The following is a 20261-nucleotide window of genomic DNA, read 5'->3' as shown; positions in this document are numbered from 1 at the left end:
TTTCGCTAATTTTACTTATTCCCACTCAATCGTCGCAGGCGGCTTACTTGTAATATCGTACACCACGCGGTTAATGTGCTTCACTTCATTTACGATACGTGTAGAAATCACTTCAAGCACATCCCATGGGATACGCGCCCAGTCAGAAGTCATGCCGTCAATTGAAGTAACGGCGCGAATTCCGATTGTGTAATCATATGTTCTTGCGTCACCCATAACACCAACGCTGCGGATGTCAGGAAGAACAGTGAAGTATTGCCAGATATCACGCTCTAACCCGTGATTTGCTACTTCTTCACGCAAAATCGCATCTGATTCACGAACGATTTCCAGTTTTTCTTCTGTTACTTCGCCAAGAACGCGGATGCCGAGGCCCGGTCCTGGGAAAGGCTGGCGCCATACGATTTCATCCGGAATGCCGAGCTCTGTGCCAAGCGCGCGCACTTCGTCTTTGAAGAGCGTGTTTAACGGCTCGATCAGTTCAAACTGCATGTCTTCAGGAAGCCCGCCGACATTATGGTGAGATTTGATCGTTTGCGCCGTTGCAGTACCGCTCTCGATGATATCAGTGTAAAGCGTTCCTTGTGCAAGGTAGTCGATGCCTTTGAGCTTGTCCGCTTCATCGTCGAACACATAAATGAATTCATTACCGATGATTTTGCGTTTTTGCTCAGGATCAGAAACGCCTTTCAGTTTATTTAAGAATCTGTCTTTTGCATCTACTTTAATCACGTTCATGTTAAAGCCTTCGCTGAATGTTTTCATAACACCTTCAGCCTCGCCTTTACGGAGCAGGCCATGGTCTACAAAGATACAAGTCAGCTGGTCGCCGATCGCTTTATGAATCAAAACAGCAACAACAGAAGAATCAACGCCGCCGCTAAGCGCACAAAGAACCTGTTTGTCTCCGACCGTTTCACGGATTTTTTGCATTTCGATTTCGATAAAGTTCTCCATTGACCATTTGCCTTCACAATCGCAAACGCCGAATACAAAGTTTTTCAGAAGGTCATTGCCGTATTCAGAATGGCGCACTTCCGGGTGGAACTGAACGCCGTACCATTTTTTATCCGCTTTGCTCATTGCTGAGTTCGGACAGTGATGGCTTGTCGCATCAACAGTGAAACCTTCAGGCACTTCTACAACCAAGTCACCGTGGCTCATCCAAACCACTTGTTCATTCGGAAGATCTTTGAACAAATCAGGTGTTCCTTCGATGTGGATGTTCGCTTTACCGTATTCACGCTGGCTGGCCGCTTCTACTTTACCACCAAGGTAATGAGTCATCAGCTGCATGCCATAGCAAATTCCCAATACAGGAACATCTAATTCGAAGATTTTCTCGTCACAGCGGAAAGAGCCTTCATCATATACACTGTTCGGACCGCCGGATAAAATAATTCCTTTTGGATTCATTTCTTTAATTTCTTCAGCCGTCAATGTATGGGGATGCAGCTCACTGTATACACCAAATTCACGGATGCGGCGTGTAATCAGCTGATTGTACTGACTGCCGAAATCAAGGACAAGAATCATTTCATTCACTAACTTTGTCATGGTTGTCACCTAATCTCCTCTAAGTTTTTTGACACAGAAAAAAACGAGGACAGATATGAAACACGCTCCGCCCTCTTTTGGCAAGGCCGTTTGCCGGAGTCAGGCAACTCGCTCCCAGACTCCGATAATATTCACTAATTCTAACAACACGTCGATAAGCGGTCAAGACCATCTTCTTTTAATTAAATTTTCCCATAACTCTCTGGAATCATTCCAAAGCTTTGCCGCATCATCATTTCTGTACAGCGCCCGCTCATAGTTTGCTGTCAGCTTTAACATGTCTTCAGAATGATATGTTTCGTCAATTCGTTTTGCATATTCCCGCAGCGTTTCGCTGTCACGTTTGGGCAGGCCTCTTCTTTTCATCTGTTTCAGAAGCGCGCCGTATGCCTCAAAAAACACATGCTGATCACTGCGGCGCTTCCATTTTCTCACTGTGAAAACAGGTAGCCATAACGAACGGAATACATACAGCAACACAGCTGCCAAAAGTACCGCAGCAATGGCGACATACCAGCCTGTACTAACACTTGCATGCGCAGACGGCGTTTTTTTAGAAACGGCAGGCTCACGTTTTTCCTTTTGTTTTTCCTCTTTCTCCGGCTGTTTTCTCTCTTCTTTCTGGTCCTCTTTTGCTTTCTCAGGCGGATTGCTGCTCTCGCTGCCGGAATCCTTTTTATCAGAGGAAGCAAACTCAGCCGGATTTGTGAATCCTTTTGTCGGCTCAAAAGTGACCCAGCCCTGCTCTGGAAAATACACTTCTACCCAAGAATGGGCGTTGTTATTTGTCACTTCATAGATGCTGCCTTTTTTGTTCCCCGCTTCTTTATATTCACCTGACGTATATCCCTTTACCCAGCGTGCCGGAATGCCAGCTGAACGCAGGAGCACCACCATCGAGGACGAAAAGTTATCACAATAGCCTATCTTTGTTTCAAACAGAAATTGATCCACATAATCTTCGTCATCTTTAGGGACGGTCACGTTTTCTGTTTCATAGGTGAACTCATTGGATCCTAAATAGTCCTCAATAGCTTTCACCTTATCAAACATATTATCCTGGCCCTCAGTCAGCTTTATCGCAAGGTTTTTCACCCGCTCAGGAAGTGTATCAGGCAGTTGCATATAGCGGTCGCTGAATGTGTACTCTTCACTGTTTTGTCTTACTTTCACTTTTTGCAGCTCATCCTGTTTATAGACCGGGGAATTGTACGTCACTGTATAACTGCCCATGTTCCGAATATCACCGCTCTGCTCACTGATCGGAGTTATTTGTTCAGTGTTCCCGTTCATTTCAAGTGAGACGGCCTGCTTAGGCTTAATATTTTGGGCACCAATCGGATACATTACATGGTTATATCCATAATGCTCATCGACCTTTACGCGTACAGTGTTTCGCTCTGTGGAAACCTTATGATCAAACCACAGATTTTCCACATTGCCGCCGCTAAGCTGATACGACATGCCTGTATCTGTTTCAATCCAGCCTTTTCCCGTATATGTATCCTTCGTTTCCACCCGGAAATATGTGCGCTCTTTTCCCTGCCACGTGAAAACAGGGGTATCGTCCTGCTGAAACGGACCGCCAAGCGATTCATCGTGATTCCCGTATCCGATTTTACTTTCTCCTGCCGGCACCCGGTCTTGATTGGTGACTTTTTTGAGAAAAGGAACGGGATCCGGCCACTTCGGATCTGATTTCGGCGCGGCAAGCCCAAATCCCACCGCGGCCAAAATCAGCACAGACAGGGGGAGAAACCATTTCAGAACAGACACTTTCGGTAGTGTTATTCGTTCCATCAGCTTAATGCGTTCCAAATACAGAAGGCCCATCATAAAGAAACCAATCAGCACGATACGGATAACGGCGTAGGAAGCGTCATAAGGCGTAAATGTATCAAGAATCGTAATATATGCCACTGTCATCATAAAGAAAAATAAGATTCTCCTCTGGTAAATCACCCAGTAATGGAGGAGGTAGACCAGCAGCCACAGCAGCACAAAAAACAGCAGGGTCCGAAAAGAAGGAATCATATCATTCCATTGTCCTGTCTGAATAAATGTGATATTCAAATAGACGTCCTGTAAAAAAGAGCTGACCCAGCTCAAGTCAAAAATAGACCCTTCATAAAACAATATGTGTATCGAAATGAACGTAAATAAGACACAAAAAGGAACGGTGACAAACCACCTCATCCTGAAAAAAGTCAGCAGAAACGTCAAGCCGATAAAGACAATAAAAAAGCCCGTATGCTTCGTGTCAGTAAAATGATCCAGCGGCCTGAGCCACTCCCACAGCAATAAAAAAGCCAGAAAATAAAATAACAGCAAGCTCAAACGGCTTCCCTTCTGATCATCAAGCGGCATGTACACCGTCACCTCTCTTTCTAAACAACACGCGAAGCTCGCCCGCCTCTCATGATTTGAACTCTGATTTGGTGTTTCAGCAAGCGTTCGATCATCATATACTCACCCTGAGAAAGATCGGTGTCTTTCTCTTTTGCGAGTATAATGGTAACCGGGCTGATCCCTGCTTCTGGCATTCTCATCAAATCCTCAGTGATCTGCCCCGTGACAATCACTTTATCAGCCTGGCGAACAGACGGCTTCCCAAGCTCCTCACGTGCATAGCGGCTTACGCGGTCAGCAGCATTACAATCGCAAACGGCTAAATGATGCAGCATGTGTTTAAAATGCTGCTCCCCCTCCTGAATCGGAAAAATGGACCTTTCCTTACCGATTGAAGCCAGACCTGCTCCTGCGTTATTTTTTAAAACAGAATGAAGAATTGAAGCTGTCACGGAAACAACCTCTTCGAATCCGTCAGAACTAAAACGGTCCATCAGAAGAAACAGGTTTTTGCTTTTTGACGGTTCAAATTCCTTCGTCATCAGCTGGCTCCTTCTTGCCGAAGTCTTCCAGTCTAACGCCGCAAAACGGTCTCCCGGCTGATAGTTCCTTACACTCGCTGCGACTGAAGACTGGTGCTGATGAACAGGCGATGCCCCGCTTACGCCATCTTCCTGATAACGCTCATTCAGCTGATACTGAAGAGACTGAAAGGACGGATAAACAAACACCGCATCATCTGCTCCATAAAACGCCGTTTTTTCAATCAGGCCGAGAACATCCCCGGCCCGCACCCTGACGGCATGAAAATGATGTTCTCCACGCGGTACTGGCGTTATTTGATATGACATCGTGATGCTCCGTTTGAACCACGGAAACACCAGCTGTTTGGCCAAAGCTTCATCTCCGTTTAATGGCTCTAACCCTGACGGCAGACAATCTTCAATCACCATATACATCAGGGGAAACGGCAGTTTTCTTTTAAGCGTAATCGAAGCTTCCAGCCTGTCTCCCGCATGCAATTGCGTTTTGACGATATGCCGCGACACCTGAAAAGAGCGGAGAGGGTACATCGCCAGCAGCCCGGCGTATACAACAAAAGGGAGAAATGCATAAAACAAAAACCAGCTGACAAAGCCGCCCTGAAACATTGCATAAGAGAAAACAGCACCCGTCAATAACGTTAATGCGAGCAGTTTCCACCCGTACATCAACCATTGAAATGTCTTTTTCATCGGCGGACCGACGACCTTTGAACCGGAACTTTCACGTTTGACATGATCTCCCGTACGATTGTTTCTGCCTGAACCCCTTCGAATTTTGCTTCCGGCTGCAGAAGCATCCGGTGCGGCAGCGTATAAGGAGCTAGATATTGAATATCATCCGGAATGACATAATCGCGGCCATGAAGCAGCGCAAAGGCCTGGGCCGCTTTCATAAGTCCGATGGATCCGCGCGGACTGACGCCTAAGTGAACTGAAGCATGCTGTCTCGTCTTCTGCACGATTTCGACAATATATTCCTTCATGCTGTCATCAGCACGGACATCCTGCACTTCTCTTTGCAGGCGAATGAATTCTTCTTTTGAAATCACAGGCTCAAGTGTCTCAATCGGATGGCTTTTTTCCTGAAGAGATAAGACATCGAATTCCTCTTCAAAGGACGGATAGCCCATGCGAAGTTTAAATAAAAAACGGTCAAGCTGGGCTTCCGGCAAAGGATAAGTCCCTTCATATTCCACTGGATTTTGCGTTGCCATGACAAAAAACGGGGCGGCAAGCGGCATTGTATTGCCATCAACCGTGACGCTTCCCTCTTCCATCGCTTCAAGCAAGGCAGACTGTGTCTTAGGAGATGTTCGGTTGATTTCGTCAGCCAGCACGATATTCCCCATAATCGGGCCCGGCCGGTATTCGAACTCCATTGATTTCGCATTATAGATAGAAACACCCGTTACATCGGAGGGCAGCAAATCCGGTGTGAATTGAATTCGTTTAAAATCTGCGCCGATTGATTTCGCCAGAGCGCGAACCATCATCGTTTTCCCTACGCCCGGCACATCTTCAAGCAGCACATGTCCTTTGGCAAGAATAGCTGCTAAGCTGAGTTTTGCGATGTCTCGTTTTCCAACCATTACTTTATCGATATGTTCAACTGCTTTCCCCAGCAAAGGATGCAGGTCTTCTTGGTATGACATTCTCTTCCTCCTAGTCATCTACAAAATTCATCATATAGTAACCTAACTTTACCACAAAAAACGACCTGTATAAAAAAACGATTCTAGCAAATTGTTACCAATACATACAGGCCATTCAAACAAAAAAAGCTTCCCATGACAGGAAGCTCTTTACCAGTTATTTGTTTTCCAAAGGCTCCATATGAACATGCGAATAATCAATCGCATGCTCCTCCTTCATTCTCCGCTCAATTTCATTCGCGATATCATGGCTCTCTGTAATATTTAACTCTGAGGACACTTCAACCACCACATCTACGTGAACAGAACTGCCTAAATATCTCGCCTTGATGTCTTTTAAACGGCTGACACCGGAGATTTTTTCAATCGTCTGTTTATAATCGGACATGTCCTTTACGTCAAAGCCATCCGTCAATGAATGCGATGATTCTTTGAAAATATCCCATGCCGTTTTGCAAATGAGAAGGCCAATGACAAACGCTGTCACTGTATCAATCCATGCCAGATGGAATTGCGCAGCCAAAATACCGATAAACGTGCCGACACTGACGAACGCGTCCGATTTATTATCAGCAGCTGCCGCAAGCAGCGCTTGGCTGTTCACCTTTTTAGCAAGCCTTTTGTTGTACTGATAGACAATCAGCATCATGACTGCCCCGCCTGCAGCCGTCCAAGCCGCAATGATGTCCGGTGTCTCTTCTTTCACAGAAAAAATAGATTCACCGGCGCTGAAAAGCACTTGCAGGCCGACAACCATCATAATAAACGATGCGATAAGAGATGCAATTGTTTCCGCCCGAAAGTGGCCGTAAGGATGATCTTCATCAGGAGGCTTTTGAGAGATGCGGAGACCGATCAGCACAGCAACAGAAGCAATAATGTCGGTTGTATTATTTAACCCGTCTGCCGTAAGAGCTTCCGAGTGGAATACATAACCGATGATCAGCTTAATCGCGGACAGCACAAGATACGCGGCAATACTGACCAGCGCCCCGGATTCTCCCTTTTTCAATTCATCATATCTCTCCATAAAAAAACCTCCTTTCCGCTCACGTTTTCCTATCATTATGATACAAAGCTGAACAGCAGTGGGTCTATAGAAACATGATTCACTCACCACAGAAAAATAGTGACGGTAGAACTCTTTTTACTTAACGCAACAAATTTTCATTTATAAAAAGTGTTTCAAACCCAATCATGCCAATACTTCTAGCCAATCAACACTTTTTCAAAAATATAACAAATTAAAAAAACGAATAATTGACGGAAAATTTTTTCTTTTATTTCGAACATACGCACTCCAAAAACAGCAAACAAAACCCAACAAATTTGAAATAAACTGTTATATTTTCTGACATAAATTTTCGACAAAATGTATATTTATGTTACAGTTTCAATTATCATAATATTCAGTAACAACTCTATTCTTCAAGGAGGTAACATATGAACCAGTCTCAATCAGGATTAAAAAAAGAATTAAAGACCCGACATATGACGATGATTTCTATCGCCGGCGTCATCGGAGCCGGACTATTTGTTGGCAGCGGTTCAGTAATTCACTCGACCGGGCCCGGTGCCATTGTCTCCTATGCATTAGCCGGATTACTGGTCATCTTTATCATGCGAATGCTTGGTGAAATGTCGGCCGTAAACCCGACAAGCGGATCATTTTCCCAATACGCTCATGACGCTATCGGACCGTGGGCCGGATTTGCAATCGGCTGGCTCTATTGGTTTTTCTGGGTTATTGTCATCGCTATTGAAGCAATCGCGGGAGCCGGCATTATCCAATACTGGTTCCACGATATTCCTCTGTGGATGACGAGCCTAATTTTGACGATTTTACTCACTCTGACAAACATCTACTCTGTTAAATCGTTTGGTGAGTTTGAATATTGGTTCTCCCTCATTAAAGTTGTTACAATCATCGCATTCTTAATCGTTGGTTTTGCATTTATTTTTGGCTTCGCCCCAGGCAGTGATCCAGTCGGTTTCGCAAATATTACGGGCCAAGGCGGATTTTTCCCTGAAGGCATAGGCTCTGTATTGCTCGGAATTGTTGTCGTAATCTTCTCCTTTATGGGAACGGAGATTGTTGCGATTGCTGCCGGTGAAACATCAAACCCGGTTCAATCCGTAACAAAAGCGACCCGATCCGTTGTGTGGCGCATCATTGTCTTTTACGTTGGTTCAATCGCCGTTGTCGTGGCACTTCTGCCTTGGAACTCAGCTAATATTTTAGAAAGCCCTTTCGTCGCTGTTCTTGAGCATATTGGAGTGCCGGCAGCCGCGCAGATTATGAACTTTATCGTCCTCACAGCTGTACTTTCTTGCCTGAATTCAGGTTTGTACACCACATCCAGAATGCTGTATTCACTTGCAGAAAGAAACGAAGCGCCGCGCCGCTTTATGAAACTGAGCAAAAAAGGAGTTCCCGTACAAGCAATTGTTGCCGGAACATTTTTCTCTTATATTGCGGTCGTAATGAACTACTTCTCACCTGACACCGTCTTTTTATTCTTAGTTAACTCATCAGGCGCAATTGCCCTGCTCGTCTATCTTGTCATCGCTGTTTCCCAGCTGAGAATGCGAAAAAGTCTCGAAAAAACAAACCCGGAAGCATTGAAGATCAAGATGTGGTTCTTCCCGTTCTTAACCTACGTGACCATTATTGCCATCTGCGGTATTTTAGTATCCATGGCATTTATTGAATCGATGAGAGATGAACTGCTGCTGACAGGCTTTATCACAGGCATCGTGTTGCTTTCTTATCTAGTGTTCAGAAAACGCAAGGTGTTTGAAAAAGCATCAGCCAAACAGGTTACTCAGCAACAGCCCGATATCCTGCCTTAACGGCAGGATTTTTTTTGTCACCTTCACGTCCATAGTGTCATTAACTATAGTACCAATTAGGAAAATTTAAATAAGGACAGATGAAAATGACACTTGAAAAATTTGCGGATGCTCTCCCAATCCCAGATACACTAAAGCCGGTACAGCAGTCAAAAGATAGCACATACTACGAAGTAACCATGGAGGAATGCTACCATCAGCTTCACCGCGATCTCCCTCCAACCCGCCTGTGGGGCTATAATGGTTTATTTCCCGGCCCTACCATTGAAGCCAACAGAAATGAAAACGTTTATGTGAAATGGATGAATAACCTTCCTTCAGAGCATTTCCTACCGATTGATCACACCATTCATCACAGTGACAGCCAGCATGCCGAACCCGAGGTAAAAACCGTCGTTCATTTACACGGTGGCGTCACTCCTGATGATAGTGACGGTTATCCTGAGGCGTGGTTTTCTAAAGACTTTGAACAAACAGGACCTTATTTTAAACGTGAGGTTTACCATTATCCAAATCAGCAGCGCGGAGCTATTTTGTGGTATCACGATCATGCCATGGCACTGACGAGGCTGAATGTGTATGCCGGGCTCATCGGCGCTTATATCATTCATGATCCAAAGGAAAAACGCCTAAAGCTTCCATCAGGTGAATACGATGTGCCGCTTTTAATCACGGACCGTACGATTAATGAAGATGGCTCTTTATTTTATCCGAGCGGACCGGAAAACCTTTCACCATCACTGCCTAATCCGTCAATCGTTCCAGCCTTTTGCGGAGATACAATTCTCGTCAACGGGAAGGCATGGCCATACATGGAGGTCGAACCGAGAAAATACCGCTTCCGCGTCATCAATGCCTCTAATACGAGAACATATAACCTGTCACTTGATAATGGCGGAGAATTTATCCAGATCGGTTCTGACGGCGGACTTTTGCCACGCTCCGTCAAGCTAAACTCTTTCAGTATCGCGCCGGCTGAGCGCTTTGATATTCTCATTGACTTCGCCGCGTTTGAAGGACAATCGATCATTTTAGCAAACAGCGAGGGCTGCGGAGGCGATGTTAATCCGGAAACAGACGCAAACATCATGCAATTCAGGGTCACAAAACCGTTAGCCCAAAAAGACGAAAGCAGAAAGCCAAAATACCTGGCATCTTACCCTTCAGTGCAGCACGAAAGAATACAAAACCTCCGAACATTGAAGCTGGCAGGAACTCAAGATCAATACGGCAGACCCGTCCTTCTTCTCAACAACAAACGCTGGCACGATCCTGTCACTGAAGCACCGAAAGCCGGTTCTACCGAAGTATGGTCGATCATCAATCCGACACGCGGAACACATCCCATCCATCTTCATTTGGTCTCCTTCCGTGTATTGGACCGGCGCCCATTTGATACTGCCCGTTTTGAAGAGCGCGGAGAACTGTTCTACACCGGACCCGCCGTTCCGCCGCCACCAAGTGAAAAAGGCTGGAAAGACACGGTTCAGTCCCACGCCGGTGAAGTCCTGAGAATTGCCGTAACATTCGGGCCATACACTGGGCGGTACGTATGGCATTGCCACATTCTTGAGCATGAAGACTATGACATGATGAGACCGATGGATGTGATTGACCCCCATAAATAAGACCCAAAAAACTTGCCTGCTGCCGGCAGGTTTTTTTATCTATGAAACTTTTTCTTCCATAAATCGTATAACTTAGAAACAGCGAAAAAAGGAGCTGCTTACTATGCTGTCAAACGATCTCAAAAATAAAACAACTCAATACATTTCAATTTATGACGAATTAAAATCAAAATTAAGATGGAAAGTTGCTCATAATCAGATATTAATGCTCATCTCCTCTGCATATATTGTGAATAAAAGAGATTTTGATTTTCAGCGCTTTTATAATTTGAGCAGCTATATAAAATCAAACATCGGCAGCTTTTCAACTCTCAGTTCTCACCACCGATTTACTGTCGCATCAATTCTGGATATTCATTTTCAGCATGAGGCGAAGCAAGCGTTTCTTACGTTTATCGATGTATACAACCAAATGGTGAGGCTTGGTTATAAACGGGATATTTTCACGTACATTTCCGCTCTGATCTTGCTCACCGGCAAGACCGAAACGATAAACCAAAGAGAACAGATGAACATGGGGCTCTCTGTTTATCAGCAGATGAAGAAAAATCACTATTTTCTCACTTCAACTCAAAATGTTCCGCTTGCCGTATTGCTTGCCCAAAACGGAAAAGGGTTGCAGGCGCTGAACAAGGCAGAATCATGTTACCAGCTGCTGTCCGCTAACGGCTTTAAAAAAGGCCAATACTTACAACACGTCAGCCATATTCTTGCTCTGCAAAGTGAAAAAGACCCTGAAATCCTTGTATCCCAATGCAAACATATCTTTCAATCCATTACTGAATCTCATAAAAAGCCAAAAGATTTTCATTATCCCGATCTCTCCCTCCTCACATTCTTGGAAGAGCCGGATATCAAAACCGTTTTGGGCATTGCGCATGAACTGAACCAAGAAAAAGCATTTAAATGGGAAAAGGATATGAATTTCAAAATTGCTGTCAGTTTATATCTCAGCGAGTATATGGAGAAAAATCTGCTGATGGAATCAGGGCTGTACACAGCTATTGAAACAGCCATCCAAGCACAGCAAGCAGCCGCGACAGCTGTGATCATCAGTTCATCAGCCATTCATTCGCATGACGGAAACTAAAGGAGGAGAAAACATGCCATACATCACATTAGAAGATCAGACCCGACTATACTACGAAACTCACGGCAGCGGGACACCAATCCTATTTATACACGGCGTGCTTATGAGCGGACAATTTTTCCACAAACAACTTTCAGCGCTATCTGCCAATTATCAATGTATTCGTCTCGATCTTAGAGGGCACGGCGAATCCGACAAAGTTCTTCATGGACACACCATTTCCCAATACGCCCGTGATATTAAGGAATTTATGTGTGCGATGGAGCTTGAGCCTGCCGTCCTTGTCGGCTGGTCAATGGGCGCTTTCGTGGTATGGGATTATATCAATCAATTTGGGAATGATAACATTCGAGCCGCTGTTATCGTCGATCAATCGGCTTCCGACTACCAATGGGACGGCTGGGGACACGGCCCGTTTGACTTTGACGGCTTGAAAACAGCGATGCACGCTATTCAAACTGACCCGCTTCCATTCTACAAAAGCTTCATCAATAATATGTTCGCAGAGCCGCCTGCATCAACAGAAACAGAATGGATGCTTGCCGAAATGTTGAAACAGCCGGCAGCCATTTCAAGCACGATTTTATTTAATCAAACGGCAGCAGATTATCGCGAATCCATTCAAAACGTTCATGTGCCGACATTGTTATGCTTCGGAGAAGACCGCAAATTTTTCTCAATAGAAGCCGGAGAACACCTGTGTGAACATATTCCAAACTCAAAGCTCGTTACATTTTCTAAGAGCAGCCATTGTCCGTTTTTAGAAGAACCGGATGCTTTCAACAGAACGCTCCTGTCCTTTTTAGATGAGCGGATTGGAAAGTCATAAAGAAAAAGGAATTAGGAGATTAGGGCAAAGTATGAGACAATAAGAATGTGCAGTAAAATACATGAGGGAAGAAGTGACTTTATGTCTTACTATAATAAACGAAATCAAGAACCGCTGCCAAAGGAAGATGTGAGTACCTGGGAATGCACAAAAGAAGACTGCAACGGCTGGACCAGAAAAAACTTCGCCAGCAGTGACACGCCATTGTGCCCTTTGTGCGGAAGTAAAATGGTCGAAGGCATTCGTTCATTAGTGAATCTCCAAAACAACAGCCAAACGAAAACAAGTTAGCTCTTCCCTTTTTTTAAAAAGCAGTCTCTATCAGCGAACAATCCTCGATTAGAGAAGCAAATCTTATATCCAATAGCAAGGCCTCCCGGTTTGACGAGAGGCCAAGATAATGAAGCCCAAAACTGTAAACGTTTCGGGCTTTTTCACTTTTGATTATGGTATAATATGGATATGAGAGGTGATGATGTGATCAAAAATCAACAGCAGGCTGACCTGGAGAAACGAACTTCTGACAAAAAGTTGAACTTGGCTATAAACTTATGTGCGGAACTTATGAATTGGTCAATACCAATTATTCGTTTCTTTAAATGGCTCGGATCATTTGCCCTGCACCTCGTCCATTAAAAAAATCACTCAGCATTTGCTGAGTGATTTTTTCAGTTGATGACAGAAAAACTATTGATGATGCCATTCGGATTTTCCCATACTTTTTTGAACGTCTTCGTGTCAAGGTCATAAGAATAAATTGTTCGAACCTTGGCTTCACGCCCTGTTTCGTCCTTCAGCTTTTTAGCCCCTTTGGCTTCGGCAAGGAAATAAATTTTCTTTCCGTCCTTGGAGAACTGCGGCTGCGCGTCAATTAACAGCTTATACGTTTTCTGATTTGAAATGATTTTTTCATAGGTTTTCGTGTCTGCATTCAGCATTTGAATAGAAGCCGTTTGCTCCGTGCCTTTTTGTGTATATGACGTAAACAAAATCCGTTTATCGTCATCAGAAACAGCAATATCACTGATAAACTGCTTCAGGCTCTTAAGCTCATGAAGGCCGCTTTCATGACCGGCCGAAAAATGAATCTTTGTCGGCTCAGGATCGATTCCCTTCTCATTGGCTTCATCCGTTTTTTTGTAGTCTTCTTCTACAGAATAATGAAGCAAAGCAAATGAATCTGTTTTTTGGTTATAAAAGAAGCTGCTGACGCTGTCATCCTGGTCATTAGCGGCTGGATACAGGTTTTTGTACTTCTTCGTTTTCAAATCAAAGGATGCGATACGGAAATTGCTTTCGTCCGCTTTTCCTAAACGGAAATAAATTTTTGAGCGATCCTTTGATAAAAACAAGCTGTCCGCGCTTTCCGGACCTTTATAAAGCATAGTTTTCTTATCAGACTTAAGATCAAGCTTAAAAAGCCTCATCTCATTTTGATCGTTATTGCTTGTATAATAGAGCGCCTGCTGCTCTTGATCCAAGGCAAACGCCGGATAGCTGGTCAGCTTCTCCTCATGGATCACCTTATCATTTTCATAATACTTCGTCAGAAGATCGGTATCGGTAATCGAAATCAGAAGCTTCTCATTGTTCTCCGTGCTCACGGAAACATCGGCCGCACTCTCACTGCCTTTATCTTTAAAAGAATAAAACATAAAACCCGCAGCTGCCGCCAAAACAACGACGATTGCCGTTAAAACGATTCCTTTTTTCATCTCTTATCTCCACCAATAGAAAAAGCAAGAATGCGACTTCTTGCTTTACAGATTTAAACTATGTATTAATAGCTGTAATGCCCCGATACTTTTCCTTTGCTTAATGGGTATCCCAGCGCTTTAAACGCTTTAGGGCTTACATCCAGCACTGCATTAGGCATTCTGCCAACATCATTTTTATAAACCGTAATGACCTTTTTAGGTTTCGCTTTTGCATAAGCTCTGATTTTTGTCCCATTTCTAGGTACGTCAAATCCGATCTTTGTCGCACAGTCCCAATGTCCAAGTTTTTTACCTGAAGAGCCTTTTTTCCCAACTCCGTTATACCAAGTAATATTTCCGTTCACATGTTTCGCACTGGCATCTGCCGAAAAACTGAAAGCTCCCAAAGTACTTCCTACTAAGATAAAAGCGGCTAAAATGACTTTCTTCAACATTTCGTCCCCCTGTTTATTAACATCTAGGAAAAATTATACACGATCAACCAGGGATTTTTTATTTCAATATCCTTACAGTAATGTTACAAAGTCAAAAAAATGTCCTCTGCTAAAATAAACCATGGAAGATTATCCTATTATAATTGCAGTGTTAGCGTTATAATTGTTGATAGAGTAGTTGACGCATTCAATATGAACGAACCATTACCGTATTGTTCAAGCCAAATTCATTGTTATGTAAACGATTCTTACTCTCTCATCATAAAGAAAAAAGAGTGTGCGAGACTCTTTTTTCTTCAAAGTTTCTTTTTTCAAAAAAACGTAGTCTATATTATATATAAGTTTTATCTTTTTTTGGTTTTTAAAAATGGCGATTTTGTGAACAGTTCATATTGATCGGTGCGGAATTACTCATATCAAAAGATATAGGAGTGGTAATCCATGAAGGCAGCTAGATGGCATAACCAAAAGGATATCCGTATTGAAAATATTGAAGAGCCAAAAGTGGAACCGGGAAAAGTCAAGATCAAAGTCAAATGGTGCGGCATCTGCGGCAGTGATTTACACGAGTATTTAGGAGGCCCGATTTTTATCCCGGTGGACAAACCCCATCCTTTAACAAAAGAAACAGCACCTGTCACAATGGGGCATGAATTCTCCGGTGAAGTTGTTGAAGTCGGGGAAGGTGTTGAAAACTATAAAGTCGGAGACCGAGTCGTTGTGGAACCGATTTTTGCAACACATGGACATCAGGGTGCGTACAACCTTGATGAACAAATGGGGTTCCTCGGCTTAGCCGGAGGCGGCGGCGGATTCTCCGAATACGTCTCTGTAGATGAAGAGCTGTTATTCAAACTTCCTGAGGAATTATCATATGAACAAGGCGCACTCGTTGAACCTTCTGCGGTCGCTTTATACGCTGTCCGCTCAAGCAAAATCAAAGCTGGTGACAAAGCGGCTGTATTCGGCTGCGGCCCGATCGGACTACTTGTCATTGAAGCGCTGAAAGCTGCCGGCGCTACTGAAATTTACGCTGTTGAGCTCTCACCTGAGCGCCAGCAAAAAGCTGAGGAGCTCGGCGCCATTATCGTGGATCCGTCCAAAACAGACGATGTAGTGGCCCATATCACAGACCTTACAGGAGGCGGCGTTGACGTAGCCTTTGAAGTAACCGGGGTTCCAGTCGTTTTACGCCAGGCTATCCAATCTACAACAATTGCCGGTGAGACAGTGATCGTCAGCATCTGGGAAAAAGGCGCTGAAATTCATCCGAATGATATCGTAATCAAAGAACGCACAGTGAAAGGAATCATCGGGTACCGTGACGTATTCCCAGCTGTATTGTCATTAATGAAAGAAGGCTATTTCTCAGCCGATAAACTCGTTACGAAAAAAATCGTGTTAGACGATCTAATCGAAGAAGGCTTCGGATCTCTGATCAAAGAGAAAAACCAAGTGAAAATCCTTGTCAGACCAAACTAAACATACTAATAAAGAATCCGCATTCAAGTGCGGATTCTTTTATTCCTCTTAGCCAATCACTTCAGCGCCGGCCTCTTCTTTAGCCTCACTGCGATCGTGAGCACGGAAGCTTTCCTCAAGCTGCTCAAGCGAAAGACCTTTTGTTTCCGGTAAAAACTTGTTCACAAACAGAATCGAGCAAATTCCCAGCGCAACGAAGATGAAGAACGTTGTTGATAACCCAATGCCTGCCATCAAAATAGGGAATGTCAGACTGACTGCGAAATTGACCATCCACAAGCAGAATACCGTAACACCCATTCCCAGACCGCGAAGGCGCAACGGGAAAATTTCTGAAAGCATCAGCCACGTCACTGGTGAAATCGCGCCCTGCTGAAATGCCAGGAACGAAACCGTTAACGACAGAACCACATATGGAAGTGCAGGCGATCCTTCCAGCACAAGTGAGAATATTCCGATCAGCAGCAATGCCGATGTCGTTCCGATCAGCCCTGTAATCAGCATCGGCCGGCGACCGACTTTTCCGAGCAGCCAAATTCCAACGAACGTAGCCAGAACGGAGATCACACCATTGGCAATATTTCCGATCAGCGCTGCTTCCGTTTGGAACCCGGAATCTCTTAAAATTTCAGTGCCGTAATACATGATGGAGTTTACACCCGTAATTTGCTGTACAATCGCAATTCCGATTCCTATGAATACAATCCGGCGCACCCACGGCACTGCTAGATCTTTAAACGTAGCTTTCTCAAGCTTATCCTCTTTTTTGAAAGCGGATTCAATTTCAGCCAGCTCAGATGCAGCGCGTTTTTCGTCTCTGATTTTCTTCAAAACCCCTAAAGCATCTTCATTCCTTCCTTTTGAAACAAGCCAGCGAGGACTTTCAGGCATTCTGATCATTCCAAAGAACAGGAATACGGCCGGAAGAGATGCGATCACGAGCATAAATCTCCATACATTGGAGCTGTCCCCCATTGTCGTCCCGAGGATGGCATTAAAAACAAAGGCCAACAGCTGCCCGGATACAATCATTAATTCATTCTGGGTCACCATCCGTCCCCTGCTTTCCATAGGTGACATTTCCGCTAAATAAGCAGGCACCGTCACTGATGCGCCCCCGACGGCTATCCCAAGCACAAAACGAGAAATGATCATGATTGTTACGTTTGGAGCCAGTGTACATCCAATCGTTGAGATAAAAAATATAATGGCAAGGAAAAGAATGTTTTTGCGGCGTCCGTTAAAATCAGACATCCTTCCGCCAAGCACAGCTCCAAGTGCAGCTCCAAAAAGAAGAGAACTGGTGACGAGCCCCTCTGTGATAGCATTGAGATTAAGCTGATCAGGCTCACCCATATATGGTAAAGCCCCATTTAATACTCCGGTATCATAACCGAAGAGAAGCCCGCCGAAAGTCGAAACTAAAATAATTGTGCGTAAAAATGACATTTGACTGCCTTTTGTATTCATACCGTTTCCCCCAGTCTTTTTCAAAATCGATCACTGCGTATTTTAAAAACGTATTCTAGGGCTGCAACCTTTCTCAAATGCCGAGAAAAAAGTTCAAAATGTCTCTTATCACTGGCTATATAACCTTCCCTTCTTTTCAGCATGCGTTGAAGCCAATTATTTTGGAAGCGATTTCATTACACTAAACAACAGTGGGTATATTTTTGGTGTCTGACTTAACGAGTTGTCATCTTATAGTCACTTTGTAGTGTTGTTATAGTAATATTGTAGTTATATATTTGTTACTTCTGCTAATATCATAATTATAAAAACGCTTTCAGTCAATAACATTTTCTGAATTTTTTTTCACTTCAAGTCGGTAAAATGACCACTTCATAGGGGAATTGAACTTTTTTCTTGCCGAAAATGTGGAATCATTATGTATGTTATGCGACATTTCTGTCATCCTCATTATGAGTAAGTGTTGGTTAACTTCTCCTATATAAATCTTCTCTGCATGATTCACTGCTCACACATTCAAATGATTGTTTCATATTCAAGACAAAAGGAAATAGAAAAGAAACATAAAGATGGCTAAATGGCTGGCTCTAATTGAATAGGAGGAGGCAATAAAATTGAATGAGATTTATATCATTGCAGGAATTTTATTGTTGGCAGCGGGGATGATTGATTTTATATGGACAACATTATGGCTCGAGAGCGGAGCCGGTCCGATCACAAGATGTTTATCTGCATGGCTGTGGAAAGGCTTCCGTAAGATCAGCGGAGATCACGCAAAGGTTCTCAGTACGGCAGGGCCCCTGCTGTTATGCATGACATTATTGGTGTGGATCGGTTTATTTTGGAGCGGCTGGACGTTTATCTTCTCAAGTGACCCTCATTCTCTTGTTGTTACTCAAAGTAAAGAACCAGCCTCCTGGTCAGATCGAGCTTATTTTTCTGGATATGTGATGTTTACATTAGGAAATGGCGACCTTACACCGAACGGAGCCTTTTGGAAGCTTGTGACAGTCGGTGCTACAGCTGAAGGTCTGCTTACAATTACTTTTTCTGTTACGTATTTAATTTCTGTCTTGAGCGCAGTTAATCAAAAGCGCTCATTCGCCCAGAGTGTACTGAGTCTTGGGCATAACGGAACAGAGATTGTCCAAACTGCGTGGAACGGGAGACATTTTCACGACATGGATCTGCTTCTCGTTACATTTTCTTCAGAGCTGGGAAAGCTGACCGCTCAGCATAACGCCTTCCCCATTCTTCATTTTTACCATAGCACACAGCGTGAGGAATCTTCCGTGATTGCAGTCACTGTACTGGATGAAGCGTTAACCATTTTGACATATGGCATTCCAAAGCAGTATCTTCCGAATCAGCTGCACATAAAAGAAGCGCGCTCAAGTGTTAAAAACTACTTAGACACCGTTCATACAGCATATATCCATCCGGCTGAACAAGAACCGCCGGAGCCCAACCTTATGAAGCTAAGGGAATGCGGCATACCAACCCTATCAGAACAAACCTTTCGAACAGCGATTAAATCTATAAAAGAACGGCGGCAATTGCTTTTGGGCATTGTTCAAGCGGGTGCGCGTAAGTGGCCTGTCCAAAAGTAAAGGAAAAAAGAGGATGCCTCCCAAAAGTCCAAGAGACTTTTAAGAAACATCCTCGATTTTTATCACAAAGATATAGAAGCTTCAATCTCTTCCATACGCGGCAGCGCATCTATCGCTCCAATTTTGGTGCAGACAAGCGCTCCCACCTTATTGGCAAAAGATACGATATCACGCAGCTTCTTAAAATCAGTTTCTACCGATTGAATCTTATCTGTACCAGCTAATTTGAATAAGGCTGCACCGACAAAAGCGTCTCCCGCTCCTGTAGAATCAATCGAAGTGACAGGAATACTCGGAATGATTTCATGTTTCTTGCCATTAGACAGCAGTGTTCCGTTTTTCCCAAGAGTCACAGCAACCATCTTGGCCCCGATGCCATGGAGGATATTGACGCCCTCTTCATGATCCTTCGCACCGGTGATGATCTCCAGCTCCTCGTCACTCACCTTAACAAAATCACTTAAAGCAATGGCTCTTTTTGCAGCACTAACAAACTCAGAGACTCTTCCCTTCCATAAATCCCCTCGATAATTAGGATCAAATGAAAGAAATTGCCCGTTATCCTTCGCAATGGACATAAGCCGTAAATAGGCTGTACAAAATGGATCAGATAATAATGCCGTCGCTGAGCCAAAATGAAGGATTTTTGCTTGATTCATTTTATCCTGATCGACATCTTCGATCGTAAACAGAGCATCCGCGCCCCTATTGAAAACAAAATCGCGCTCTCCGTTATTCTTTAATGAAACAAAAGCAAGCGTTGTAGGTGCTTTCTCATCCATCACCAGCATAGAGGTATCAACATGAACAGCATCTAACGTTTGCTTCAGAAAATACCCAAAGGGATCCTTCCCTACTTTTCCTGCGAAAGCAGCGTTCCCTCCCAGCTTGGCAATAGCGGCTGACACATTTGCCGGGGCGCCCCCGGCACTTTTTAAGAAATGGCGCCCTTCCATTAAATCAACATCAACATCGGTACAAAAGAAATCGATCAATAACTCCCCAATACAAACAACAGACTGACTTCGCATGTTATCACACTCT

Annotated in this window: 17 protein-coding genes; 8 read left to right on the top strand and 9 right to left on the bottom strand. The window is 44.0% G+C overall.

Features of this window, described 5'->3' with window-relative positions:
- Positions 1-15: 15 nt before the first annotated feature.
- The 5 genes from guaA to mneS form a co-directional block, all read right to left on the bottom strand.
- Positions 16-1557: a glutamine-hydrolyzing GMP synthase gene (guaA, locus tag HC660_RS03510; RefSeq protein WP_168747092.1), complete on the bottom strand. Its 1542-nt coding sequence runs from the start codon at positions 1555-1557 to the stop codon at positions 16-18.
- Between the two features lie 162 nt (positions 1558-1719).
- Positions 1720-3924 (bottom strand): DUF4129 domain-containing transglutaminase family protein, encoded by a 2205-nt coding sequence (locus HC660_RS03505; protein ID WP_168747091.1) that lies wholly within the window; start codon positions 3922-3924, stop codon positions 1720-1722.
- Positions 3925-3944: 20 nt separating this feature from the next.
- On the bottom strand, positions 3945-5141 hold the full coding sequence (locus HC660_RS03500; RefSeq protein WP_168747090.1) for a DUF58 domain-containing protein: 1197 nt from the start codon (positions 5139-5141) through the stop codon (positions 3945-3947).
- Complete coding sequence (locus HC660_RS03495; protein WP_010333233.1) at positions 5138-6103, bottom strand: AAA family ATPase; 966 nt, start codon at positions 6101-6103, stop codon at positions 5138-5140. Before HC660_RS03495 ends, HC660_RS03500 begins: the two co-directional genes overlap by 4 nt.
- A 157-nt stretch (positions 6104-6260) precedes the next feature.
- Positions 6261-7133, bottom strand: a complete 873-nt coding sequence (mneS, locus tag HC660_RS03490; protein WP_010333232.1) for a manganese transporter MneS — start codon at positions 7131-7133, stop codon at positions 6261-6263.
- A 413-nt stretch (positions 7134-7546) separates the two neighbouring features.
- Here mneS and gabP point away from each other — a divergent pair, with 413 nt between their 5' ends.
- From gabP to HC660_RS03460, 6 genes are all read left to right on the top strand, one after another.
- A complete protein-coding gene (gabP, locus tag HC660_RS03485) occupies positions 7547-8956 on the top strand; it encodes a GABA permease (RefSeq protein WP_168747089.1) in 1410 nt (469 codons plus the stop codon).
- Between the two features lie 86 nt (positions 8957-9042).
- Entirely contained in the window at positions 9043-10584 is a 1542-nt protein-coding gene (gene cotA, locus HC660_RS03480; protein ID WP_168747088.1) for an outer spore coat copper-dependent laccase CotA, read from the top strand.
- A gap of 103 nt (positions 10585-10687) precedes the next feature.
- Positions 10688-11674, top strand: coding sequence for a DUF4003 family protein (locus HC660_RS03475; RefSeq protein ID WP_168747087.1), 987 nt, complete (start codon positions 10688-10690; stop codon positions 11672-11674).
- 13 nt (positions 11675-11687) lie between these two features.
- Positions 11688-12503, top strand: coding sequence for an alpha/beta fold hydrolase (locus HC660_RS03470; RefSeq protein ID WP_168747086.1), 816 nt, complete (start codon positions 11688-11690; stop codon positions 12501-12503).
- An 81-nt stretch (positions 12504-12584) separates the two neighbouring features.
- Entirely contained in the window at positions 12585-12794 is a 210-nt protein-coding gene (locus HC660_RS03465) for a cold-shock protein (RefSeq protein WP_010333227.1), read from the top strand.
- Positions 12795-12980: 186 nt separating this feature from the next.
- Positions 12981-13139, top strand: coding sequence for a hypothetical protein (locus HC660_RS03460; RefSeq protein ID WP_010333226.1), 159 nt, complete (start codon positions 12981-12983; stop codon positions 13137-13139).
- Between the two features lie 32 nt (positions 13140-13171).
- On the opposite strand, the gene HC660_RS03455 is transcribed toward HC660_RS03460, so the two are convergent.
- Both HC660_RS03455 and walM read right to left on the bottom strand, forming a co-directional pair.
- Positions 13172-14218: a PD40 domain-containing protein gene (locus tag HC660_RS03455; protein WP_168747085.1), complete on the bottom strand. Its 1047-nt coding sequence runs from the start codon at positions 14216-14218 to the stop codon at positions 13172-13174.
- 65 nt (positions 14219-14283) lie between these two features.
- Positions 14284-14655 carry a cell wall metabolism protein WalM gene (gene walM / locus HC660_RS03450; protein ID WP_081720753.1) on the bottom strand — a complete coding sequence of 124 codons (372 nt, stop codon included), beginning with the start codon at positions 14653-14655 and terminating at the stop codon, positions 14284-14286.
- Between the two features lie 441 nt (positions 14656-15096).
- Between walM and bdhA the strand changes: the two genes are divergently transcribed.
- Entirely contained in the window at positions 15097-16137 is a 1041-nt protein-coding gene (gene bdhA / locus HC660_RS03445) for a (R,R)-butanediol dehydrogenase (RefSeq protein WP_010333223.1), read from the top strand.
- A 48-nt stretch (positions 16138-16185) separates the two neighbouring features.
- On the opposite strand, the gene HC660_RS03440 is transcribed toward bdhA, so the two are convergent.
- Positions 16186-17607 (bottom strand): myo-inositol transporter IolT, encoded by a 1422-nt coding sequence (locus HC660_RS03440; protein WP_010333222.1) that lies wholly within the window; start codon positions 17605-17607, stop codon positions 16186-16188.
- 614 nt (positions 17608-18221) lie between these two features.
- Between HC660_RS03440 and HC660_RS03435 the strand changes: the two genes are divergently transcribed.
- Entirely contained in the window at positions 18222-19217 is a 996-nt protein-coding gene (locus HC660_RS03435; protein WP_168747084.1) for a potassium channel family protein, read from the top strand.
- A gap of 62 nt (positions 19218-19279) precedes the next feature.
- On the opposite strand, the gene HC660_RS03430 is transcribed toward HC660_RS03435, so the two are convergent.
- Entirely contained in the window at positions 19280-20248 is a 969-nt protein-coding gene (locus HC660_RS03430) for a carbohydrate kinase family protein (protein ID WP_168747083.1), read from the bottom strand.
- Positions 20249-20261 lie beyond the last annotated feature (13 nt).

Origin of the sequence: Bacillus mojavensis, assembly GCF_012648005.1 — a bacterium.
Lineage (GTDB): Bacteria > Bacillota > Bacilli > Bacillales > Bacillaceae > Bacillus > Bacillus mojavensis.
Note: the sequence above shows the minus strand (reverse complement) of the source record. Positions and strands in the feature narration are given on the sequence as shown.